General features: G+C 63.9%; 22 protein-coding genes and 1 riboswitch. Of the genes, 11 read left to right on the plus strand and 11 right to left on the minus strand.

Translation table 11 applies throughout. The features are described 5' to 3' along the window. The first annotated feature begins 50 nt into the window (after positions 1-50). Positions 51-2,051: a peptidase U32 family protein gene (locus ACK1VC_RS05640; RefSeq protein WP_060518152.1), complete on the plus strand. Its 2,001-nt coding sequence runs from the start codon at positions 51-53 to the stop codon at positions 2,049-2,051. 139 nt (positions 2,052-2,190) lie between these two features. Here the strand turns inward: ACK1VC_RS05640 and ACK1VC_RS05645 are convergent, their stop codons facing one another. Next, a complete protein-coding gene (locus ACK1VC_RS05645) occupies positions 2,191-3,516 on the minus strand; it encodes a sigma 54-interacting transcriptional regulator (RefSeq protein ID WP_449117873.1) in 1,326 nt (441 codons plus the stop codon). Positions 3,517-3,857: 341 nt separating this feature from the next. On the opposite strand from ACK1VC_RS05645, the gene ACK1VC_RS05650 reads away from it, so the two are divergent. After that, on the plus strand, positions 3,858-4,124 hold the full coding sequence (locus ACK1VC_RS05650; RefSeq protein ID WP_013972506.1) for a hypothetical protein: 267 nt from the start codon (positions 3,858-3,860) through the stop codon (positions 4,122-4,124). 106 nt (positions 4,125-4,230) lie between these two features. Here the strand turns inward: ACK1VC_RS05650 and ACK1VC_RS05655 are convergent, their stop codons facing one another. From ACK1VC_RS05655 to cobW, 4 genes are all read right to left on the minus strand, one after another. Then, on the minus strand, positions 4,231-4,797 hold the full coding sequence (locus ACK1VC_RS05655) for a vWA domain-containing protein (RefSeq protein ID WP_016487373.1): 567 nt from the start codon (positions 4,795-4,797) through the stop codon (positions 4,231-4,233). Positions 4,798-4,898: 101 nt separating this feature from the next. Then, a complete protein-coding gene (locus ACK1VC_RS05660; protein WP_191086661.1) occupies positions 4,899-5,930 on the minus strand; it encodes an ATP-binding protein in 1,032 nt (343 codons plus the stop codon). 1 nt (position 5,931) lies between these two features. Further along, positions 5,932-9,693 (minus strand): cobaltochelatase subunit CobN, encoded by a 3,762-nt coding sequence (cobN, locus tag ACK1VC_RS05665; RefSeq protein WP_191086662.1) that lies wholly within the window; start codon positions 9,691-9,693, stop codon positions 5,932-5,934. A 3-nt stretch (positions 9,694-9,696) separates the two neighbouring features. Beyond that, positions 9,697-10,764, minus strand: coding sequence for a cobalamin biosynthesis protein CobW (cobW, locus tag ACK1VC_RS05670; protein WP_016487376.1), 1,068 nt, complete (start codon positions 10,762-10,764; stop codon positions 9,697-9,699). A gap of 100 nt (positions 10,765-10,864) precedes the next feature. Next, positions 10,865-11,081, minus strand: a riboswitch (cobalamin riboswitch). A 101-nt stretch (positions 11,082-11,182) separates the two neighbouring features. On the opposite strand from cobW, the gene ACK1VC_RS05675 reads away from it, so the two are divergent. From ACK1VC_RS05675 to ACK1VC_RS05690, 4 genes are all read left to right on the plus strand, one after another. Continuing rightward, complete coding sequence (locus tag ACK1VC_RS05675) at positions 11,183-11,560, plus strand: glyoxalase superfamily protein (protein ID WP_016487377.1); 378 nt, start codon at positions 11,183-11,185, stop codon at positions 11,558-11,560. Continuing rightward, complete coding sequence (locus ACK1VC_RS05680) at positions 11,557-11,916, plus strand: hypothetical protein (RefSeq protein ID WP_023048339.1); 360 nt, start codon at positions 11,557-11,559, stop codon at positions 11,914-11,916. The genes ACK1VC_RS05675 and ACK1VC_RS05680 overlap by 4 nt, the downstream gene beginning before the upstream one ends. Before the next feature lie 226 nt (positions 11,917-12,142). Next, a complete protein-coding gene (locus ACK1VC_RS05685; RefSeq protein ID WP_102688789.1) occupies positions 12,143-13,720 on the plus strand; it encodes an ATP-binding cassette domain-containing protein in 1,578 nt (525 codons plus the stop codon). A gap of 136 nt (positions 13,721-13,856) precedes the next feature. Then, a complete protein-coding gene (locus ACK1VC_RS05690; RefSeq protein ID WP_145914101.1) occupies positions 13,857-14,876 on the plus strand; it encodes a branched-chain amino acid aminotransferase in 1,020 nt (339 codons plus the stop codon). Between the two features lie 155 nt (positions 14,877-15,031). Here the strand turns inward: ACK1VC_RS05690 and ACK1VC_RS05695 are convergent, their stop codons facing one another. Then, on the minus strand, positions 15,032-15,469 hold the full coding sequence (locus ACK1VC_RS05695) for a multidrug/biocide efflux PACE transporter (protein WP_023048341.1): 438 nt from the start codon (positions 15,467-15,469) through the stop codon (positions 15,032-15,034). A 92-nt stretch (positions 15,470-15,561) separates the two neighbouring features. Here ACK1VC_RS05695 and ACK1VC_RS05700 point away from each other — a divergent pair, with 92 nt between their 5' ends. From ACK1VC_RS05700 to ACK1VC_RS05710, 3 genes are all read left to right on the plus strand, one after another. Further along, positions 15,562-16,416 (plus strand): LysR family transcriptional regulator, encoded by an 855-nt coding sequence (locus ACK1VC_RS05700; RefSeq protein WP_024717555.1) that lies wholly within the window; start codon positions 15,562-15,564, stop codon positions 16,414-16,416. A gap of 215 nt (positions 16,417-16,631) precedes the next feature. Further along, a complete protein-coding gene (locus ACK1VC_RS05705) occupies positions 16,632-16,883 on the plus strand; it encodes a hypothetical protein (protein ID WP_191086663.1) in 252 nt (83 codons plus the stop codon). An 81-nt stretch (positions 16,884-16,964) separates the two neighbouring features. Continuing rightward, positions 16,965-17,684, plus strand: coding sequence for a TorF family putative porin (locus ACK1VC_RS05710; RefSeq protein ID WP_016487384.1), 720 nt, complete (start codon positions 16,965-16,967; stop codon positions 17,682-17,684). A gap of 31 nt (positions 17,685-17,715) precedes the next feature. Here ACK1VC_RS05710 and ACK1VC_RS05715 read toward each other — a convergent pair whose 3' ends face one another. From ACK1VC_RS05715 to ACK1VC_RS05725, 3 genes are all read right to left on the minus strand, one after another. Further along, complete coding sequence (locus tag ACK1VC_RS05715; protein WP_023048343.1) at positions 17,716-18,126, minus strand: RidA family protein; 411 nt, start codon at positions 18,124-18,126, stop codon at positions 17,716-17,718. 100 nt (positions 18,127-18,226) lie between these two features. Continuing rightward, positions 18,227-18,439, minus strand: a complete 213-nt coding sequence (locus tag ACK1VC_RS05720) for a PLDc N-terminal domain-containing protein (RefSeq protein WP_016487386.1) — start codon at positions 18,437-18,439, stop codon at positions 18,227-18,229. Between the two features lie 193 nt (positions 18,440-18,632). After that, positions 18,633-19,103 (minus strand): hypothetical protein, encoded by a 471-nt coding sequence (locus tag ACK1VC_RS05725; RefSeq protein ID WP_016487387.1) that lies wholly within the window; start codon positions 19,101-19,103, stop codon positions 18,633-18,635. Between the two features lie 158 nt (positions 19,104-19,261). Between ACK1VC_RS05725 and ACK1VC_RS05730 the strand changes: the two genes are divergently transcribed. Then, on the plus strand, positions 19,262-20,269 hold the full coding sequence (locus ACK1VC_RS05730; RefSeq protein WP_191086664.1) for a GlxA family transcriptional regulator: 1,008 nt from the start codon (positions 19,262-19,264) through the stop codon (positions 20,267-20,269). Positions 20,270-20,276: 7 nt separating this feature from the next. Here the strand turns inward: ACK1VC_RS05730 and ACK1VC_RS05735 are convergent, their stop codons facing one another. Beyond that, complete coding sequence (locus tag ACK1VC_RS05735) at positions 20,277-20,948, minus strand: TetR/AcrR family transcriptional regulator (protein ID WP_016487389.1); 672 nt, start codon at positions 20,946-20,948, stop codon at positions 20,277-20,279. 170 nt (positions 20,949-21,118) lie between these two features. Between ACK1VC_RS05735 and ACK1VC_RS05740 the strand changes: the two genes are divergently transcribed. Next, complete coding sequence (locus ACK1VC_RS05740; RefSeq protein WP_096426152.1) at positions 21,119-22,003, plus strand: DMT family transporter; 885 nt, start codon at positions 21,119-21,121, stop codon at positions 22,001-22,003. A 7-nt stretch (positions 22,004-22,010) separates the two neighbouring features. Here ACK1VC_RS05740 and ACK1VC_RS05745 read toward each other — a convergent pair whose 3' ends face one another. After that, entirely contained in the window at positions 22,011-22,895 is an 885-nt protein-coding gene (locus tag ACK1VC_RS05745; protein ID WP_016487391.1) for a hypothetical protein, read from the minus strand. Positions 22,896-23,075 lie beyond the last annotated feature (180 nt).

Genomic DNA, 23,075 nt, shown 5'->3' on the forward strand with positions numbered 1-23,075 from the left:
TCACCGCTACAATGCCCGCCTAAACCGTGGCAGCCCGAAAATATAACGATATGTCCCTTCCAAAGAATCACCTGGAACTGCTCAGCCCTGCCCGTGATGTGGCCATCGCCCGTGAAGCGATCCTGCACGGCGCTGACGCCATCTACATCGGCGGCCCAAGCTTTGGCGCGCGCCATAACGCCTGCAACGAGGTCAGCGAGATCGCCGAACTGGTCGAGTTCGCCCGTCGCTACCATGCGCGCGTGTTCACCACCATCAACACCATCCTCCACGACAACGAGCTGGAACCTGCGCGCAAGCTGATCCATCAGCTGTACGATGCCGGCGTCGACGCGCTGATCGTGCAAGACCTGGGGGTGATGGAGCTGGACATCCCGCCGATCGAGCTGCACGCCAGCACCCAGACCGACATCCGCACCCTGGAACGGGCCAAGTTCCTCGACCAGGCCGGTTTCTCCCAGCTGGTACTGGCCCGTGAGCTGAACCTGCAGCAAATCCGCGCCATCGCCGCCGAAACCGACGCTGCCATCGAGTTCTTCATCCACGGTGCGCTGTGCGTGGCATTCTCCGGCCAGTGCAACATCTCCCACGCGCAGACTGGCCGAAGCGCCAACCGTGGCGACTGTTCGCAAGCCTGCCGCCTCCCCTACACCCTGAAGGATGACCAGGGCCGCGTGGTTGCGTTCGAGAAGCACCTGCTGTCGATGAAGGACAACAACCAGACCGCCAACCTAGCCGACCTGGTAGATGCCGGCGTGCGCTCGTTCAAGATCGAGGGCCGCTACAAGGACATGGGCTATGTGAAGAACATCACCGCCCACTACCGCAAAGAGCTCGACGCCATTCTCGAAGGCCGCCCGGAATATGCCCGTGCGTCCAGCGGCCGGACCGAGCACTTCTTCGTGCCCGACCCGGACAAGACCTTCCACCGCGGCAGCACCGACTATTTCGTGACCGACCGCAAAGTCGATATCGGCGCCTTCGACTCGCCCACCTTCACCGGCCTGCCGGTGGGTGTGGTGGAAAAGGTCGGCAAGCGTGACATGCAAGTGGTCACCGAGGTGCCGCTGACCAACGGCGACGGCCTGAACGTGCTGGTCAAACGTGAAGTGGTGGGTTTCCGCGCCAACATCGCCGAACCACGTGGCGAATTCGAGGAAGACGGCCAAAAGCGCTACCGCTACCGCGTTGAGCCAAACGAAATGCCCGAAGGCCTGCACAAGCTGCGGCCCAACCACCCGCTGTCGCGCAACCTTGACCACAACTGGCAGCAGGCCCTGCAACGCACCTCTTCCGAGCGCCGGGTTAGCGTGCAATGGCATGCTGTGCTGCGCGAGCAGCGCTTGATGCTCACCCTCAGCAGCGAGGAAGGCGTCAGCGTGCAGGTGGCCCTGGACGGGCCGTTCGGCACGGCCAACAAGCCGCAGCAGGCACTGGACCAGTTGCACGACCTGCTCGGCCAGCTGGGGACCACGATGTACCACGCCAGCAGCATCGAGCTGGACGCGCCGCAGGCCTACTTCATCCCCAACTCGCAGCTCAAGGCCCTGCGCCGTGAAGCCATCGAGGCGCTGACCGAAGCGCGTATCAAGGCGCACCCGCGTGGCGGGCGCAAGGCCGAGACCTCGCCGCCACCGGTGTACCCCGAGTCGCACCTGTCGTTCCTGGCCAACGTGTACAACCAGAAGGCGCGCGACTTCTACCACCGCCACGGCGTGCAGCTGATCGACGCTGCCTACGAGGCCCACGAAGAACACGGTGAAGTGCCGGTGATGATCACCAAGCACTGCCTGCGCTTCTCCTTCAACCTGTGCCCCAAGCAGGCCAAGGGCGTGACCGGTGTGCGCACCAAGGTAGCGCCGATGCAGCTGATTCAGGGTGACGAAGTGCTGACCCTGAAGTTCGACTGCAAACCGTGCGAAATGCATGTGGTCGGCAAGATGAAAAGCCACATCATCGACCTGCCAACCCCGGGCAGTGCGGTGGCTCAGGTAGTGGGGCACATCAGCCCGGAAGACCTGCTGAAGACCATCGTGCGCGCGCCACACTGATTTTCAGGCAGTGGTCAGTGTGGGAGCGGGCTTGTCCCGCGAAGCCAGCGACGCGGTTCATGGCACCGGCGTCGCCGGTGTTCGCGGGGCAAGTCCGCTCCCACAGCGGTGTGTGGCAGACCATTGTTTGGTGGCTCATTCAGCGTATCTGATGCTTGTGCAGCAGGCGGTAAAAGGTCGGCCGGGAGATCCCCAGCACCTTGGCCGCTACGCTCATGTTATCGCTGTGCCGGTTAAGCACATCGCACAAGGCCTGGCGCTCGGCGCGCTGCTTGTATTCCTCTAGCGTGCCCAGCGGCTGCTGCCCTTGGTCCAACGTCTGCAGGCCCAGGTCCTGCGCCTCGATCTGCCGGCCTTCGGCCAGGACCAGGCCGCGTCGCACCCGGTTGGCCAACTCGCGTACATTGCCCGGCCAGTCATGCCGGCCCATGGCCGCCAGGGCATGGTCGCTGAATGAACGCGGCCGGCGCCCGGTTTCCAGGCTGTAGAAATGGGCAAAATGGCTGGCTAGCATCGACAAGTCACCATGCCGGTCACGCAGCGGCGCCGTCACCACCTGCAGCACGTTCAAGCGGTAATACAGGTCTTCGCGAAAACGCCCCTGCTCGATGGCTCTTTCAAGGTCTACGTGGGTGGCGGCCAAGACCCGTGCATCCACCGGAATCGGCTGGCTGCCGCCCACCCGCTCGATGTGCTTTTCTTGCAGAAAACGCAGCAGATTGGCCTGCAACTCCAGCGGCAAGTCACCAATCTCATCCAGGAACAACGTGCCACCGTGGGCCGCTTCAATGCGCCCGGTCTTGCGCTGATGGGCACCCGTGAAAGCGCCCTTCTCATGACCGAACAATTCTGACTGGATGAGGTGCTCGGGGATTGCCCCGCAGTTGATGGCGACGAACGGTTGGTCGCTGCGCTGCGACTGCCGATGCAGGGTGCGCGCCACCAGTTCCTTGCCCGTGCCGCTTTCACCACGGATAAGCACGGGCGACTCGGTGGGCGCCAGCTTGCCCAGCAGCTTGCGCAACTCGCGGATCGGCCGGCTTTCGCCGAGCAGTTCGTGGGTCGCCTCGTCCACCCTGGCAGCCCCTTTGCCACGTAGCCGCGCCATGCCGAATGCCCTGCCCAGGGTGACCTGAACCCGGGACTCATCGAATGGCAAGGTATGAAAGTCGAAAAACCATTCGCAAACAAAATCGCCGACGGCCGGCATGCGTAATTGTTCGGCACTGAGCACCGCGATCCACTCGGTGTTACTGCGCTTGATCATGTCCTTGACCGCGTCCGGGTGCCGCAGGTGCGAAGCCTGCAATCGCAATAACCCTACATCACAAGGATGGTCCAGCGCGGCAGCGAGCATGCAACTGTCCACATCCCAGCCTGCGTTACGCAGCCCAGGCAACAGCTGGTGGCAGTCGTCGCACGGGTCGACGATGAGCAAACGACGTTGAGCGACAAGCTGTTGCATAACCGATCCTTGGCGCCAGTTTTTGGTTTTATGAAGTAAAACAGCAAGTTGTGGCGCTCGCTTAACAGTAGCAACGAAGTTGACGGTGCCCACTACCGTCTGTCTGTTGACGCATTTTTTTACAATGTCCCACGGGAATTTTCGCACTTTAACGACATCCCATGGCGGCGCAGGCAATAACGGATTCAAGCCTGACAAAAAATTTTACACCTAATGTGTGACTTGCCCCCAGAGGACGAGCATCAGTACACATAACCCCGCGCTGCAATTCGCAACCCTTGAGGCGACCTTGAAGCAACGCGGACTCACTTCGATGTTTGGGACCATAGAGAGACCGAACCATGAATGCCCCGCTCCGTGTCAACGAAGCACTGCTGATTGCCGACCACGCCTTCGAACCTTTCCAGTGCGTAGCCTGGGATGCACCCAATGGTACTGGTGAGCTGAGCCTGGCAGTGATCGACCGGACCAGCACCCGCATTGGCAGCAAGCAAGTGTCGTCGCGTATCTACTCCGACCCTGCCCAGTGGGCCAGCCTGATCGAAGAAGTGCGCGCCGAACTGTGCGAAAAAGGTTACGACCTGCAACCGTGGTCGATGCCAAAGTAACAGTGCCCGGCAAACCAAGTGCGTGCAGCGCCACGCACTTGGTCAAATACAAAGTTGCTGTTCTGGCAACTTTCACAGTTGCGACACAGTGTCGCAACCCTGCTGTTCAGTCCACGACTTTGAACTGTTGCAAGTGCTGATAATCGGCCTGCAGTTGTTCGGCCAGCTGTTGCGCACGCCCAACACGTACCGGCGCCAACTCCATGTCCACCACCAACGTTGTACAGGGCATGGGTTGTACGGCGTTCCAGTGCTGAAGGCGACCATCGGTAAACACCAGGCAGCGTACTGCTTCATCCGGATGGGCGCGCTGGCGCGCCTGTAGCCAATGCCGGGCCTGTTCCAGCGCAGCGATCAGCGGCGTGCCGCCACCGGCGCCCAAAGCCTGCAGCCATGGCTGCAAGGCTGCCGAGGCCTTCAGGCCGTGGCGCTGCCACTGCGGTGTGCGCCCGCTGGCGGTCAGCAAGGCCAGGCGGGCGCGCTGGCGGTAGGCCTGGTCGAACAGTGCCGCCAGCAGCCCTTTGGTGTGTGCCAACGCCTGATGGCGGCGGGTCGAGGCCGACGCGTCGACGATCACCAGCCACAACTCTGCCGGTTTAGCCTGGCGTTGTTGCCAGCACAGGTCCTGGCGTAGCCGTGGCCGCCCTTTGAGCAAGGTCGGCAGCCAGGCCACCCGGCCGCTTGCTGCACTGCGCGGGCGGCCACGGCTGGCGCCGTTCTGCTTGCCTGCGCCCGCTTTGGCATCCGCCCCTTTGGCAGGTGACTGGGGGATGCTCAGGGCTTTTTTGCCCAGTTCGGCACCTCGCGACGTGCGCCGCTGGCCACAGGTTGCGCCGGCAATGCCCCCCAGTCGCCCTGCCCGCCCTGCCCGCCCTGTTCACCCGCGTTGCCAGCGCTTTGCTGGCCTGGCTGCTGGTCAGGCGGCTGCGGCGCCGACGGCGGGTTGGCCTGGGGCGTAACGCGGCGGCGATGGCGCAAGGCGAACTCGGCCACCGCTTCGACATCCACTTCTTCGATGGCCGCACCGCCGCGCCAGGCGCAGTGGGCGCGTGCCGCACGCAACCACACCAGGTCGGCGCGCAACCCGTCGACGCCGGCGGCGTAGCAACGCTCGGTAATCCAGGCCAGCGCCTGGTCATCCAGGGCAATACCGGCCAGGGCATGGCGCGCCGCCTGGCAGCGCTCGCGTAACTGCGCCTGGGCCGCGGCCCATTGCGTGCAGAAAGCCTGCGGGTCACTGTCGAAGGCCAGGCGCCGGCGAATGATCTGCTGACGGGCCTCCGGCGCAGGCAGGCCCTCCAGTACCACGTTCAGGCCAAAACGGTCGAGCAACTGCGGGCGTAGCTCGCCCTCTTCCGGGTTCATGGTACCGATCAGCACGAAGCGGGCGCTGTGCTGGTGCGAGATACCGTCACGCTCGATGCGGTTGGTGCCACTGGCAGCCACATCGAGCAACAGGTCGACCAGTGTGTCGGGCAGCAGGTTGACCTCATCGACATACAGCACGCCACCGTCGGCCTGAGCCAGCACGCCCGGGGAAAACTGCGCCCGGCCCTGCCCCAGCGCGGCATCCAGGTCGAGGGTCCCGACCAGACGTTCTTCACTGGCGCCCAGTGGCAGGGTGACAAACGGGCCCTCGCCGAGCAGGTCGGCCAGGCCACGGGCCAGCGTGCTCTTGGCCATGCCACGCGGCCCTTCGATCAGCACGCCGCCGATTTTCGGGTCGATGGCGGTCAGGCACAGCGCCAGCTTCAGGTCGTCGGCACCGACCACGGCGGCCAGCGGAAATTGCACGGGTTCACTCATTTCAAGCCTGTTCCTCGCCGTCGAGCAGTTGTTCCTCAAGGGCCTCGCGGTACTCGCCCGGCGCCTGCCACAGCCCGCGCTGCTGGGCCTCCAGCAGGCGCTCGGTAAGGTCGCGCAGGGCCTCGGGGTTGTGCTCGCGCATAAAATCACGGGTCGCCGGGTCGAGCACGTACGCATCGGCCAGCCCCTGGTAATGATGGTCGTCGATCAGGTGCGTGGTGGCATCGAAGGCGAACAGGTTGTCGACCGTCGCCGCCATCTCGAAGGCGCCCTTGTAGCCGTGGCGCTTGACCCCGTCGATCCACTTGGGGTTGAGCGCGCGGGCGCGGATTACCCGGTTCAGCTCTTCCTTCAGGGTACGGATGCGGGGACGGTCTGCCTGGCTGTGGTCGCCGTGGTAGCTGGCCACCGGCGCCCCGGACAAGGTTTCCGACGCTGCCAGCATGCCGCCCTGGAACTGGTAGTAGTCGTTTGAGTCGAGCAGGTCGTGCTCGTGGTTGTCCTGGTTCTGCAGCACCGCCTGCACCTTGGCCAGGCGCTGGGCGAACTGGGCGCGGGCCGGGGTGCCGTCGTCGCTGCCGCCGTAGGCGTAGCCGCCGTGGTTCAGGTAGACCTCGGCCAGGTCGTCGCGGCTGTGCCACAGGCGCCCGTCGATGGCGTTCTGCACCCCGGCGCCATACGCACCAGGTTTGGCGCCGAACACCCGCCAGCCCGCCTGCCGCGCGGCCTGCTCGGCGTCCAGCCCTTGCGCCAGCAGCGCGGCACGCTCGCTGCGTACCCGGGCGGCCAAGGGGTTGAGGTCGTCAGGCTCGTCCAGCGCGGCCACGGCCTGCACGGCGGCATCGAACAGACGGATAAGGTTGCCGAAGGCGTCGCGGAAAAAGCCGGAAACGCGCAAGGTCACATCCACCCGCGGGCGGTCGAGCAGGCTCAGCGGCAGTATTTCAAAATCGTCAACGCGCTGGCTGCCGGTGGCCCATACCGGCCGCACGCCCATCAGCGCCATGGCCTGGGCGATGTCGTCGCCGCCAGTGCGCATGGTGGCCGTACCCCACACCGAGAGGCCAAGCTGGCGCAGGTGATCGCCGTGGTCCTGCAGGTGGCGTTCAAGGATCAGGCTGGCCGAGGCGAAACCCAGGCGCCAGGCCGTGGTGGTGGGCAGGTTGCGCACGTCCACGGTATAGAAGTTGCGGCCGGTGGGCAGCACGTCGAGGCGGCCACGGCTGGGCGCACCGCTGGGGCCGGCAGGCACGAATCGCCCGGCCAGCGCCGCCAGCAGGCCGTTCATTTCAGCGGCGCCGCAGGCATCTAGGCTGGGCGCCACCGCTTCGCACAAGGCGTGCACCACGTCACGCACCGGCTGCCATTCGCTCGGTTCAGGCAACTGCAGGGTGCCGCCCAGCGCTTGCTCGATCACCTGCTGCGCCAAAAGCTCCAGGCGCTCGCGGGTATCGCCACAGGTGCGCCAGGGTTCACTGCTCATGGCCAGAAGCTGCTCAGGGCGTTCGCCCTGCCAGGGCAGCCCAAGCTCACAATCGAGCGGGTCAAAGCCTGGCACCAAGGCCTTGGCCAAGGCGCGCAGCAGGCTGGCATTACCACCACGACCGTCGCCGCGCTCAACCCGCAGCAGGGCCAGCAGCGTATCCAGCCGCAGCCGCCCCTCTGGTGACTGGCCAAACACATGCAGGCCATCGCGAATCTGCGATTCCTTCAGGTCGCACAGGTAAGTGTCCAGGCGCGGCAGCCAGACGGCGGCATCATCCAACTGCCCTTCCAACTGCAGCTCGCGGTCGATGTGGTTGACCTTGACCAGTTCGAGGATGTCGCGCTGCAACTCGCGGGCACGCCGCGGATCGAGTAGCTGCGCTTCGTAGAACTCGTCGGCCAGTTGCTCCAGGTGGCGCAACGGGCCGTAGGTTTCGGCACGGGTCAGCGGCGGCATCAAGTGGTCGATGATCACCGCCTGGGTACGGCGCTTGGCCTGGGCGCCCTCGCCCGGGTCGTTGACAATGAACGGGTAGATGTTCGGCAGCGGGCCAAGCAGCGCGTCCGGCCAGCACTGCGCCGACAAGCCGACGCCCTTGCCGGGCAGCCATTCGAGGTTGCCGTGCTTGCCGACATGGATCACCGCGTCGGCGGCGAACCCGTGGCGCAGCCAGAAGTGGAACGCCAGGTAGCCGTGCGGCGGCACCAGGTCGGGGTCGTGATACACCGCGCTGGGGTCTACCTGGTAGCCCCGGGCGGGCTGGATGCCGACGAAGGTCAGCCCAAAGCGCAAGCCGGCCACCATCAGCCGGCCGCTGCGGTACATCGGGTCCTGCTCGGGCGGCCCCCAGCGCTCCAGCACTGCCTGGCGATTGGCCTCGGGCAAGCGCTCGAAGGCGGCCTGGTAGTCGGCCAGGCTCAGGCTCTGGGCGCAAGGGCGCTGGTCCAGGTGGTCAAGGTCGTTGGTCACGCCGCCGAGCAGCTGGTGGATCAGTTGCGTGCCGCTGCCCGGCAAATCGGCCAGCGGATAGCCTTCGGCCTGCAGCGCTTTGAGAATGTTGAGTGCAGCAGCGGGCGTATCCAGGCCGACGCCGTTACCGATGCGGCCATCCCGGGTCGGGTAGTTGGCCATCACCAGGGCCACGCGCTTCCCGGCATTGGGCAGGCGCGCCAGCTCGACCCAGCGCCGGGCCAGCTCGGCGACAAAGTCCATACGCTCGGGGTGGGCGCGGTAGCACACCACGTCGGACTGGCTGCGCTCGCTGCGCCAGGCCATGTCCTTGAAACTGACCGGGCGGGTAATGATGCGCCCGTCCAGTTCGGGCAAGGCGATGTGCATGGCCAGGTCGCGTGCACCCAGCCCCTGTTCGCTGGCTTCCCAGCCGGGCTGGTTGTCCTGCGCGCAGATGGCCTGCAGCACCGGAATGTCACGGCGGAACGGGCGCAGGTTGGGCCGTTCGGGGCTGGACAGGGCAAAACCGGTGGTATTGACCAGCACTTCGGCACCGACTTCGTCCAGCCAGGCTTCGACCTGCTCCAGGCAGGCGCTTTCCTTTAGGCTGGCCACGGCAATCGGCAACGGGTTCAAGCCAGCGGCTTGCAGGCGCTGGCAGAACACGTCGATGAACGCGGTGTTGGCCGCCTGCAAGTGGGAGCGGTAGAACAGCAGCGGCGCCACCGGGCAATCCGGGTGCCAGTGCGGGTACCAGTCTTCCAGTGCCACACTGCCCTTGGCCGGGTGATACACAGCGGTGCGCGGCAAGGGCTGCGGCTCGTCCCAGGCATAATCGCGGCCCAGCCACTGGTTGGCCAGGCAGTTGTAAAGGTTGATGGCATTGGCCTTGCCACCCTGGCGCAAGTAGTGCCAGAGGCGCTCGGCCTGGTCGCCCGTGACGGTGCCCAAGCGGGTCAGCTCCGGGTCAGGGCGATCATCGCCTGGTACCAGAATCAGTTGCACGCCACGGGCAGCCAGCTCGACCAGTTGCTCGACGCCATAGCGCCAGTAACCGACGCCGCCGTGCAGCGACACCAGGATGACCTTGGCGTGGCGCAGCACCTGGTCGACATACAGGTCGACCGAAGCGTGGTTCTGCACCTGCATCGGGTTGGCCAGGCGCAGGCTGGGGAAATCCTCAGGCAGTTGCTCGGCCGTATCGGCGAGCAACGCCAGGTGCGAATCGCCGCTGCAGAGAATCACCAGTTCGGCGGGTGTCTGGCCAAGGTCGGCAATACTGTCGTCCGGCACGAAGCCGCCGGGCTGGGTCCGCAGCAGGTGCACGGGTCAGGCGCCCAAGGCCTGGCGCAGGCGCGCTTCCAGCTGGGCAGCGTCGAGTTCCTGGCCGATCAACACCAGGCGGGTGATACGCGGCTCGTCGGCACGCCAGGCGCGGTCGAAGTGTTTGTCGAAACGGGTCCCCACGCCTTGCACCAGCAGGCGCATCGGTTTGCCCGGGATGGCAGCGAAGCCCTTGGCGCGCAGGATGCCGAACTCCACCACCAGCTGGGTCAAGGCGTCGAGCAACAGGCTTTCGTCAGCCTCCGGCAGGTCGATGGAAATGGAGTCGAAGGCGTCGTGGTCGTGGTCGTCATGATCGTCGCCATCGTGGTGCGAATCGTGGTGGGTACGGCGGCCATCGATGTGCGCCTCGGACTCGGCGCCCACACCCAGCAGCACCTCCAGCGGCAGCTTGCCACTGCTGGCCTCTACCACCTTGACTGCCGGCGGCAGTTCTTCGGCCACTTCGGCGCGCACCTTGGCCAGGCCTTCGGCGTCGATCAGGTCGGCCTTGTTCAATACCACCAGGTCGGCGCTAGCCAGCTGATCGGCGAACAGTTCGTGCAGCGGCGATTCGTGGTCCAGGTTAGGGTCGAGCTTGCGCTGGGCATCGACCTGGTCCGGGTAGGCGGCGAAAGTGCCGGCAGCCACGGCCGGGCTATCGACCACGGTGATGACCGCGTCGACGGTGCAGGCGTTGCGGATTTCCGGCCACTGGAAGGCTTGCACCAGCGGTTTGGGCAGGGCCAGGCCACTGGTTTCGATCAGGATGTGGTCCAGGTCGCCACGGCGTGCCACCAGCTCGCGCATGACCGGGAAGAACTCCTCCTGTACGGTGCAGCACAGGCAGCCGTTGGCCAGTTCATAGACGCGGCCGCTGGCTTCTTCTTCGGTGCAGCCGATGCTGCACTGCTTGAGGATTTCGCCGTCGATACCCAGTTCGCCGAATTCGTTGACGATGACCGCAATGCGACGGCCCTGGGCGTTGTCGAGCATGTGGCGCAGCAAGGTGGTCTTGCCCGAGCCGAGGAAGCCGGTGACGATGGTAACGGGGAGCTTGGCCAGTGTTTTCATGTCGCATTGCCCTTGGCAGAATGGCGCGGGCATGCAGGACGACAGCCGCGGACCAGGCCGGCCGGGCTTGTTCGCCACCGGATCACCCCGCCCGGTTGAAAGTCGAAAACGTTGCGAGGCAGGTCTCCTGGCTTGCACCGTTCCAGCTCCCCGTTCAGTTGAACGGCGTGCTGGCGGGATGACGCCTTCCCGCGCATTGGCGCAGTGGCTGTGTCGATCCGTTGTCAGTGCTTACAGTTGCGGGGGCAGCCGCGGCTTGTACCGCGTTCCCGTCTTAGCTTCGGCCTGGCCGAAGAACCTCGAAGTGGCAAGGCTACGCAGTGGCTGGCGGGTGGTCAACCATTGCTGCGGGGCTTGCCGACAACTCTTGGCGGCACTGCGGTACAGTGGCGACTTTGCCCACTGTCAAGGACGCCCCATGCTCCTCGCCCCCGCCATCCCGGTACTGCGCATCTTCTCGGTCGACAAGGCCAGGGAGTTCTACATGGATTTTCTCGGTTTCAGCCTGGACTGGGAGCACCGCTTCAGCCCGAACCTGCCGTTGTACATGCAGATTCACCGCGATGGCCTGATCCTGCACCTTACCGAGCACCATGGCGATGCCTGCCCCGGCTCTACAGTGTTTGCCCGCCTCGACGACCTGCGGGCGCTGGAGCATGAACTGCAAGGCAAACAGTACGGTTACGCCCGGCCCGAAGCCGAGCGCCTGGACTGGGGCCTGCAGATGCAGGTGTGCGACCCGTTCGGCAACCGCCTGCGCTTCTGCCAGCAGATCGATGACGAGGCCAACCTGTGAAGGCGCTGGGCAAACGCGAAATGGCCCGCCTGGAGCGGGAGCTGGTAGCGTGCCTGACGGACGCCTGTGAAACCGCCAAGGCAGAAATCGTCGGGTTCACCTGGCTCACCCATCGCCTGGACCCTGAGAACTTTCCGGCCAGCCTGCGTATTACTTGGGTGTTTGAACAAGAGGCCGAGAAAGTCGCTGCAGTGGCGGGTGAAGCAAAGGCACGCATGCTGGCGCTGACCCGTCAGGCGTTGGACCACGCCGGCATACAACTGGATCACCCGGCCTGGCATGTACGGTTTGACAGCGAAGAGGCCTGCAAACAGAGCCACGGAGGCGACTGGGCCAAGCGCTTGACGGGGCGCTGAGCCCAGGGCCAGACAAGATCGGGCGCCGCTCGCGCGGCGCATCGCCAGTGCAGGAAACCCATACACGGCGGGCGGTACTTTACCCGCCCCCAACGGGCCGTTAGGCTACGCACTCCCCCAGTACGAGGTATTCGTCCAATGCGCCATTAATGCCGCCGTCCATTCGACGGCCAGTCTTCAGCCTCCGGTTTGCTCCGGAGATGTCGCGGCATTTGTGGAGTTGTGCATGACGAACACGTCGATCCTGACGCTGGACAGCGTCTCTTTGGCCTTGCCTGATGGCCGGCTACTGTTTACCGATCTCAACGAAACCTTCGACCAAAGGCGTACCGGCCTGGTCGGGCGCAATGGCGTGGGCAAGAGCCTGCTAGGGCAGGTTCTTGCCGGCCAGCGTGCACCGAGCAGCGGCCAGTGCCGGCGCCTTGGGCCTGTCCATCTGCTGAATCAGCAGGTAATCGAGCGCAGCACCACGCTTGCCGACCTGGCCCAGGTGGGGTCGGTGATAGCGGCGTTGGAGCGCATCGAGCAAGGCAGCATCAACCCCCAGGATTTCGACACCGTCGGCGAGCGCTGGGATATCCGCGAGCAACTGCAGATGCACCTGCAACGCAACGGCCTGAGTCACCTTGACTGGCGCCAGCCCGCACGCAGCCTGAGCGGCGGCCAGGCTATGCGCGTGGCGCTGGCAGGCGCATGGCTCAGCGGTGCCGACTACCTGATACTCGACGAACCGAGCAACCACCTGGACAGCGACGCCCGTGCCCAATTGCTGAGCATGATCGAGGCCTGGGACCGAGGTTTGCTGGTGATCAGCCACGACCGCAGCCTGCTGGCGCACATGGCGCGCATTGTCGAACTGTCGAGCCTGGGGTTACAGGCCTATGGCGGCAACTACGGCTTCTATGCAGCACAAAAAGCCAGCCAGGTGGCGCAGGCCCAGCAGCAACTTGCCCGGCTCAAGCAGCAGCAACAACGCCAAGCCCGTGAACTGCAGCGCCAGCGCGAAGACCTGGAACGCCATCAGGCCCGGGCCGGGCGTCAAGCCAGGCATGCCAACCAGGCCAAGATCCTGGTCGACCGCCAGCAGGAGCGCAGCCAGGCCACGGCGGGCAAGCAGCACCGCGACCATCGCGACGCGCGGCAAGCATTGCTGGGCAAAGTGCATGACGCCGCCCGCGAGGTCGAGCAAGCCACTGCGATTACCTTGCATGCTCCCACGCCCCAGCGTCATGCGGGCCGCGAAGTGTTGGCGTTGCAGGCACTTCGCTTGCCCCATGGCACCCGCAAACCGCTTGACCTGCGCTTGTGCCTGGGCCAGCGGATGGGCCTGGTCGGCGCCAACGGCAGTGGCAAGTCCACGCTGCTAAGGCTGCTGAACGGGCAATTACCGGCATCACCACACACTTTGCGCCGCCGTGGCGAAACCGCCCTGCTCGACCAGCACTGCAGTACCTTGGCAGGCCACAGCAGCGTGCTCGAACACCTGCGCAGGGCCAACCCGGTGCTGGCCCAGGGCGAGTTGCGCAGCCGCCTGGCACAACTGGGTCTGGATGCGGCCCGCGTCGAGTTGCCCAGCAGCCTGCTCAGCGGCGGCGAGCGGATGAAGGCAGCACTTGCTGCCGTGCTGTACCGCGAGCGGCCACTCGACCTGCTGTTGCTGGACGAGCCCGGCAACCACCTGGACTTGCCGTCACTGGCAGCCCTGGAGCGCATGCTCGGGCAGTTTCGCGGGGCGCTGATGGTGGCGTCCCATGATGCGGTTTTGCTGGAAAACCTGGCACTGGATGAGTACCTGCGGTTGTAGGAACCGAAAAAAAAGCATCGCAGGCTATCAATTCGTGACTGGCCGTTCCCGATCCGCGACGGATGTATTATGGTGACGTGGTGCGCATATAACAGCAGCCCGAGCGATCGGGCACTTGCAAGACAATGAGGGTGTCATGAGCAACGAAAGCATTAACTGGGACAAGCTGGGTTTCGACTACATCAAAACCGACAAACGCTACCTGTCCGTATGGCGCAATGGCGAGTGGGACAAAGGCACCCTGACCGACGACAACGTGCTGCACATCAGTGAAGGCTCCACGGCCCTGCACTACGGCCAGCAATGCTTCGAAGGCCTGAAGGCCTACCGTTGCAAGGACGGCTCGATCAACCTGTTCCGCCCGGACCAGAACGCCGCCCGCATGCAGCGCAGCTGCGCCCGCCTGCTGATGCCCCATGTGCCGACCGATGTGTTCATCGAAGCGTGCAAGCAAGTGGTCAAGGCCAACGAAAAGTTCGTACCACCGCACGGCAAAGGCGCCCTGTACCTGCGCCCGTTCGTGATCGGCACCGGTGACAACATTGGCGTGCGCACCGCCCCCGAGTTCATCTTCTCGGTCTTCGCCATTCCGGTTGGCTCGTACTTCAAGGGCGGCATGAAGCCGCACAACTTCCAGATTTCCAGCTTTGACCGCGCCGCCCCACAAGGCACCGGCGCCGCCAAGGTCGGTGGCAACTACGCTGCCAGCCTGCAGCCGGGCGCTGAGGCCAAGAAGGCCAACTTCGCCGACGCCATCTACCTCGATCCGTTGACCCATACCAAGATCGAGGAAGTGGGTTCGGCCAACTTCTTCGGCATTACCGCCAACAACGAGTTCGTTACCCCGAAATCGGCCTCGGTACTGCCAGGCATCACCCGCCTGTCGCTGATGGAACTGGCGCAATCGCGTCTGGGCCTGACCGTGATTGAAGGCGACGTCGAAATCAGCAAGCTGGACCGCTTCATCGAAGCCGGCGCTTGCGGCACCGCTGCGGTGATCACCCCGATCGGCGGTATCGAGTACAACGGCCAGCTGCACGTATTCCACGACCTGGAAAAAGTCGGCCCGGTTACCCAGAAGCTCTACAACGAGCTGACCGGCATCCAGAGCGGCGATGTTGAAGCGCCGGCAGGCTGGATCGTCAAGGTCGCCTGAGCTGTATCAGCTGTATAAGAACGGGGCATGCCAGCAATGGCATGCCCCGTTCTTTTTGGATGACTCACGGTCCCTGTGGGAGCGAGTTTACCCGCGAAGCAAGCACCGCGGTGGTTGGCACCGGCTATGCCGGTGTCCGCGGCTAAAAGCCGCTCCTACAGGGAACGCGCGAGGCGGCGCTGCATCAGCAGGTGCCGGGCTTTATCGAACGCCCAGTTGTACAACACGGTGTAGGGCAGAATAATCACGAAAAAGCCCAGCTCTACCATGAACGCCTGCAGCAGCGAGATATCCAGCATCCATGCCGCCACCGGCAGGCACCACACCACCAGCCCAGCCTCGAAGCCCAGGCCGTGCACGAAGCGCCCACTGGCCTTCCAGTTGATGCGTTCGGTCTGCACCCAGCGGTCGATCAGCGCGTTGTAGACCATGTTCCAGAGCATGGCGATAACCGACAGGGTTACCGCCAAGGCACCCGCAGTCGCCAGCGACTTGCCCATCACCCAGGACAACAGTGGTGCACACAGCAGCACCGCGAATGCTTCGTAGCCCACGGCGTGCACCAGGCGTTCGGTAAAGGAGACCGTTTTCATTGCAAATTCCATCCATTGCGTGATTCGTGGTTCCCATGTTCTTTGATATAACTGATACTCGCGACATAGCTACCATCGGTTTTATCAATACCATGCGCTACTCGCCCGAAGCTCTGGTCGCCTTTGTCGAAGCCGCATCGCTGGGTTCGTTCTCTGCTGCAGCGCGCAAATTGCGCAAAAGCCAATCCACCGTCAGCATCGCCATCGCCAATTTCGAGGCTGACGTAGGCTGCCCCCTGTTCGACCGTGGCGGCCGCCACCCCACGCTGAACGAAGCGGGCCGGCAGGTGCTGAGCCATGTCGAAGCGATCCTGGACGCCAGCGCCCAGCTTGATGCCCTGGCGGTCAGGTTGGCGCAGAACGTCGAGGCGCTGGTCTCGGTGGTGATGTCGGACAGCTATAGCGTCACCTTCCAGGGTGCGGTGATGGCACGCTTCGCCCAGCACTACCCGTACACAGAACTGCGCTGCGGCCCGGCCGAAGACGCCGATGTGATCGAAATGATCCAGCAGGGCCTGGCCCAGGTCGGCATCCTTGCGACGCAGCCCAGCTACCCCGCCGACGTTGCCGTAGCCCGCTTGCCCGAGCAGGCGGAGTTCGGTGTGTATGTGGCCAGCGGCCACCCGCTGGCGGGCCTGGAAACGGTGCAAGCGCAACACCTTGAAAACGCACGGCAGCTGTACATCAAGACCTATGCCCCCAGCCTGCACCAAGGCCGCGGCCAGGCCTGGTCGGCACCGGATTACCTCACTCTGCTGGAGTTTGCCGTGCGCGGATTCGGCTGGGCCGAACTGCCCAGGGCGCTGGTGACACGGTTTGGCAACGAGCTGGTGGAGTTGCAGATAGCGGGTTACCCGCGCCGGGTGGACATGGATGTAGCCTGGTCGAGCCGGCGGGCGCTGGGGCCGGCAGGGCAATGGCTGGTACGCCAGATGCTGGGGCAATAGGCTTCTTCCACATTCTGGATTCGGGGTCCTGGCCCAGGGTAGCGAGCAGCGGCGGGAAGGCGCCCAGCGCTTGCACGCTCGGGTCCCGGTTTTGGCACTGATGCTTGCGTCAATAATGACTATCGAACAAGGCGATTTCTACTGAGCGGCCCACCTCACTAACCTGGCTCCATCGATTCGAACCTGGCGAATCCCCTGCATCCCGGAGCTGCTCGATGACTACCAAGGCCCGCTTCTTCCTCGCTATCCTGGCCAAAACCTGCATGGCTGTACTGGCTGGCTGTGCCAACCACCCTGAGCTGCGCGCGTACAGCGCCGAAGAAACCCGCCAACTGCAACTGGAAGCGTTGCAGCGCCGCGGTCTGTCCCTGGACGATTACGAGCAGCAACGGCGGGTGGTCCAGCGTGCCGGCAACCTGCCAGTGGTGACCGAAGTTGCCGATGCAGACCGTTCGACCAAAGGCTGAGTCGGCCACGCTACGGTTCCCTCCTTGAACCTGCGCAGGTATGCTCTACCGCTCAACCGCAAGCCTTCCAGGACGGAGACCATGACCAGGCCCTTTCTGTTGCTGAGTGCTGCATTGCTATTCAGCCCAGTGCTGCTGGCCCAGCAGATAAAACGCGAACTGGGCGACTTCGACTTCACCCTCGGCACCACACCCTCGCGCAGCATGGCCCAAGGCCTTATCTCACCCAGTGCCGTCGGTGCATTCCACGGTGGGCTCGACTTCAACCATGCCAGTGGCTGGTACCTGGGCCAGTACGCCCCCAGCATGGGCGTTACCCCCAACTCGACCCTGCGCCTGGACAGCTACCTGGGCTACAAGCACCATTTCGACAGCAGCCTGGGTTATGAAGTGGGGTTGATCCATTACAGCCAGCCGACTATCGCAGGCCCCGACAGTTATGCCCTGTACGGCGGCATCTCGGTGCTGGGCAACCGCTTCGGCGGCGCGTTGCGCGACAACCCCGGCAACCGCACCGGGACCTTGTTCGCCGACTTTGGCCAACTGCCGCTGTTCGATGTCGACCTCACCGTCAAGCTCGCCCATCATCGCCTGGGCACGCCGTTCACCATTGGCGACGGCAGCCAGGTAAATGGCTTTTCTGACTGGTCGCTTGAGCTGTCGCGACCCTGGCTTGGTATCGACCTTAACCTGATCTACAGCAACTCCAGCCTCAGTGGCGGCAGTTGCGATGCGTATTCGGGCATCAATACCTATTGCGACAGCGTGGTCACGCTCAAGGCGCAGCGCAGTTTCTTCTAGCGCCTCAATGTCCTGACCACAGCCTCCGGCGCTAAAGCGCTGCCACAGCTTCGATTTCCACCAACATGCCATCCAGCGCCAGGCGCGGTACCGGGATCAGTGTGCAGGTCGGTTTCATGTGTGGGCCCCAGGCCCTGTCGGCTTCGGCCACCCATTGGCGCAAGCGCGCTTCGGAGTGCTCGACAATGAGCAGGGTCAGCTTGAATACCTGGGCCAGGCTGGCGCCTCTGGACGCCAGGGCCAGCTCAACGTTCGCCAGCGCCTGACGGGCCTGTTCGGCAAACAATGGCGATAACCGGCCGTTGCTGTCCTCCCCGCCCTGGCCGGCGATGAACAGCAGGCGGCTGCCAGCGCGCACTTCGGCGACATGGGAATAGGCATTGCCACTGGGGTCGTACAGGCCCTCAGGGTTGCCAAGCTGGAATGCGGTTGTTTGGGTCATGACAAGGCCTCACTCGGTTGAAAGAGCGGAGCAGTATCGGACCTTGAGTTAACTTGAGGTCAAGGGCGCAGAGCGCGCCCTGCGCCTGACGCTGGCGCGGTCATTTTTCCTGCAGCACTGCCCTGCCCTTCACCGCCCGCGGCCCACGCCAGGCCCAGAACAACAACCCAGGGAAGGGTGCGTAGACCACGAATACGACCCACAGCATCTTGCGCTCGGCGCGCCGATCACTGCCGATGATGTGCCAGATGGCCCAGATTTCCAGCAGGATGACCAAGGCTGCGATGATGATCCAGATCGTTCCTGTTTCCATAACCACTCTCCCGTTTGGCATGTAATGCGTTGGGTTGCTAGTCGCGCTGAGGGTTCAGATTGATTTGATCACGGGCTCTGTGGGCGCGAGCGCTTCCTGCGAAGCAGGCTGCACAGTGGATGGCACGGGCTTCGCCCGTTTTCGCGGTCCCACAATGACCACGATAGCCTATAGATTAACGAGGTGAATGCCCTCAATGCTGCGCAGCCTTCTCCAGCGCCGCCTTCAACGCTGCGGCATCGGCAAAAGACTGCTGGCTCACCAGCACGCCCTGCTGCAGTTGCAACCACTGCACCTGGCCATCCTGCCCGGAATAACGGCTGGCCACGCGCCCGTCCCGGTCGAGCAGCACCCGGTAGGTGTAATCGCGCATGGCGGGGATGGCGAACAGCTTGCTGATCAGCGCCGGCATGCGCTGGATATCGGCAACAAATACGGCATCGCGCGCCTCGAGGTAGCCCTTGGGCTGCTGGGCCAGCGCCGCCTTGACCAACTTGGCACCGTCCATGTCGCGGGCCACCAGCAGAATGTGCGTGCTGTTATCGAGGCTGTAGGCTTGATCATGCTGGTCGAGCAGCGTCCATGGGGCCAGCTTCTCGCCCGGTTCCAGGGCATTGGCCAGCAGTGGAAGCAGGCTGAACAACAGGGCAATGGCGTACTTCATCTAGGGCGTCCTCAGTGGCAGTGGGCAGCATGGCGGCAATGGGCCAAGGCAGACAGGTTGCCTGAACACGACCTGAAATACGACACGCCCACCCGGGACATTGTCTTTCCCCCGGCCACCGGCCACACTCTGGGACCAGCCAGGAAGCGGAGTCCAGAGTGCCCACGCCACGACAGTTCAGCAAGAAGACCAGCACCAGCAACATGCTGCGGCTCAAAACCAGCAGCGCCAATGCCCAGGCGCCTTACCGGGTCGACTTCGTCCTGCTCGAACACTTCTCGATGGCCAGCTTCACCGTTGCCATGGACGTGCTGGTCACGGCTAACCTGCTACGCGCCGACAGTTTTCAATTCACCCCACTGTCGATGGAGGGCGACCGGGTAACCAGCGACCTGGGGTTGGAGCTGGTCGCCACCGAGCTGTCCGCCGGGCCGCTGAAGGCGCTGGACCTGCTGGTGATCTGTGGCGGCTTGCGCACGCCTCTGAAGTACCCTGAACTCGACCGCCTGCTGGACGACTGCGCCGCCCACGGCATGGCCCTGGGCGGCCTGTGGAACGGTGCCTGGTTTCTTGGCCGCGCCGGGGTGCTGGACGACTATGGCTGCAGTATCCACCCCGAGCAGCGCGCCAGCCTGTCGGAGCGCAGCCCGCAAACACGCATCACGCCGGCCAGTTTCACCCTCGACCGCGACCGCCTCAGCGCCGCCAGCCCCAATGGCGCCATGGAGCTGATGCTGGGCCTGGTGCGCCGGCTGTATGGTGACGGGCTGGCCGAAGGCGTGGAGGAAATCCTGTCGTTCTCCGGGGCTCGCTACCGCCAGGTTGGCCCGGGGGCGAAGAAATCCATGAGCCTGCACCTGCGCACCATCGTCGAGCTGATGGAAAACAACCTGGAAGAAACCCTCAGCCTGGATCAGCTGGCCGCCTACAGCGGGCGCTCGCGCCGGCAGATCGACCGCCTGTTCCAGGCTCAGTTGGGCACCTCGCCACGGCGCTACTACATGGAGTTGCGCATCACCAAAAGCCGCCGGCTGCTGCAGTATTCGGACCTGTCGGTGATGGACGTTGCAGTGGCCTGCGGGTTTGTTTCCGTGTCGCACTTCAGCAAGTGCTATGCGGCATATTTCGGCTACCCGCCGTCGCGCGAGCAACGGCTGGGCGAGTAAACGGCGTTCAGGCGCGGATATAGCGCAATACTGCGTCACAAATCATGGCTTTGTGGCGCAGCTTGACCTGGTCATCAGACAGGTCAATCTGGAAGATCTCGCCAAAGGTGTGGCGGTTGGACACCCGGTAGAAACAGAACGAGCTCATCAGCATGTGCAGGTCGATAACCTCGATGCCGGTGCGGAACACACCTTCCTGCACGCCACGGTGCAGTGTGTTGCCCAGGGCCTCGAGCACCAGGCTGCTCATTTCACGGATCGCCGGCGACTGCTTGACGTACTCGCCGTAATGGATGTTTTCGGTGCAGATGATCCGCACGAAATCGACGTTGCGGTCATGGTGATCGAAGGTGAACTCCACCAGCCGGCGGATCGCCTGCTCAGCCGGCAACGACTCCAGGTCCAGGCTCTGCTCGGTCTTGCGGATATCGCCGTACAGCTTCACCAGGCACTCGCAGTACAGCTGCTCCTTGCTGCCGAAGTAGTAGTAGATCATGCGCTTGGAGGTAGCGGTACGCTCGGCGATGGCGTCGACGCGTGCGCCGGCCAGCCCTTGCTGGACAAACTCGTTGATGGCCGCCTGGAGGATGTCCTCGCGCGTTTTCTCGGGGTTGTTCTTGCGCGTTTTGCGCGCCCCCCCGGTTTCAGGCTGGCCAAGGCTCACTACGGAATCACTCATACCCACTCACAGGCTACTTATTGGAATAGCGGGGATTATCCGTGAGCGCGGCCATGCAGGGAAGCACGCTGTTGGTCGAGTAGCCATAATGCATCGCGGCTGGCCGGCCTTGATATTGCGCCCTGCAACCCGCTAGCCTGCCTGCCCCTGCCATGGATGGATCCTGCCTCATGCAACCACGCGATCTCGCCGCCTACCTGTTCCTGGCCATAGCCTGGGGCTTTTCGTTCCTGGTGTTGCTCAAGGTGGTGCATGCCTTTGGCTGGGTGGGCGCGGTCAGCCTGCGGGCACTGATTGCCAGCGGCACCCTGGCGCTCCTGGCAGCCCTGCTAGGCCGCCCAATGCGCCTGCGCCCGCTGCTGGTACCCTTGCTGGTGGTGGGGGCGACCACGGTGGCCGGGCAACTGATCGGCATGTCGTACGCCACCCCACGCATCGGCACCGCGATGGCAGCTATTTTTGTCGCCACCATTCCGCTGTTCTCGATGCTGATCGGGCGGGTCTGGGGCCTGGAGAAAATCACCCTGCAAGGCCTGGCCGGGCTGCTGCTGGGCATTGCCGGCATCGCCATCCTGGTCGGTTTTCCGGCCCGGCCGATTGATGACGACTTCATCCACGGCTGCATAGCGTCGCTGCTGGGCGCCATCAGCGCCGCCTACGGCAGCAATTACGCCAGCCTGCACCTGCGCGGCCAGGACCCGTGGACGGTCACCGGCGGCGCGTTCCTGGCTGGCGGGTTGATGACCCTGCCGCTGTTGCTGGTAGTTCCCGTGCCCAGCGTGCCACAGGCAAGCGACTGGCTTTACCTGTTGATTAGCGGCGCAGTGATGAGCGCGACCACCTACGTACTGTACTTTGGCCTGGTGGCACGTATCGGTGCCACCCGCGCCATCAGCGTGGAGTTCGTGGTCACCCTGGTGGCAGTGCTGGTCGGCGCGGTGTTCCTCAATGAAGCCCTGAGCCTGTTGCAGGCAGCGGGAGGCCTGGTAATTCTGCTTGGTTGCATGCTGGTGCTGGGCCTGCTGCCAGGGCGCGTGCGGCGCCTGCCCAGCTAGCGCCGGCTCAGTCGCGCTGGGCGGTGTCGTGCGTCGGTGGCGGCGTCAGGTGCAGCACGCGGTTACGCCCGCCTTCGGCCAACAGGTAGCCGCCCTTGCCGTCCGCCACGATCGACTGCGGCGCCTTGAGGAAGGTCAGCATGGTGTGCTGGACGCCGTCAGCGTCGATGAGCAACAAGCGTGCGCGGTGGGTGTTGTCTTCGCTGACCCACAGGCCACGCGGGTCACAGAACAGAAAGGTAGGGTTGCGCAACCCCTCGGCCACAACCGGGTCCTGGCCATCGTCGGACAGGGCGCGAACCTTGCCATTGGCTTTTTCGGTGTACAGCAAGCGGCCGTCGTTACAGCGGGCAAGGCCTTCGGTTTCGGTCAGGCCGGAACGCAGCACTTCAAGCTGGCCGCTGGCCCAGTCATAACGCATCAAGCGGCCATTGCCCTTGCGGTCTTCGATGGCATACAGGTGGTCGCCGTCGTTCCACAGCCCCTGCACGCTTTCACCGTCGAACAGGTGGGTAACCTGACCATCGCGGGCCAGGCTCACCGGCGCCTGACCGCCTTCCTGGCTGAACACCCAACCGCCTTGTGCCGCGACCATGCCGTCGGGCTTCGACAGGCTGTCGATAACCACTACGCGGTCGCCTGTCGCGGTGATCTTGAGGATGCTGCCTCGGCCATCATCCAGTTCGCGGCTGACCAGCAGGCTGCCATCCGCTTGCGGCAACAACGATGCGGCCTTGGCCACATCACGATGCAGCACCTGGACATCCCAACCAGCGGCAGCCTGGACCGGGTAGAAACTCTGCCAGGCGAAAAAACCCAAGGTGGCGGCGAGCAAACCGGTAGTGGCAGTCAGGGCGATGCGGGCGCTGCGTTGGCGCAGGAATTGCGGCATGTAGGGCTCCTCGGAATGCCGGGGATGCTAGCAAGCAAATGTGAAAAAAATGTCGAAAGCATGCAAATCGTTACAAAACAAAAGGATATAAAAATAACAAAACAATCTAACGAAACGGAATATAAAAATTGAAAGCCAAACGCCATCTCCTTAGGCTGGGCCCATCGTTTACCACCCGGT

It is taken from the genome of Pseudomonas sp. XP2 (assembly GCF_053557975.1).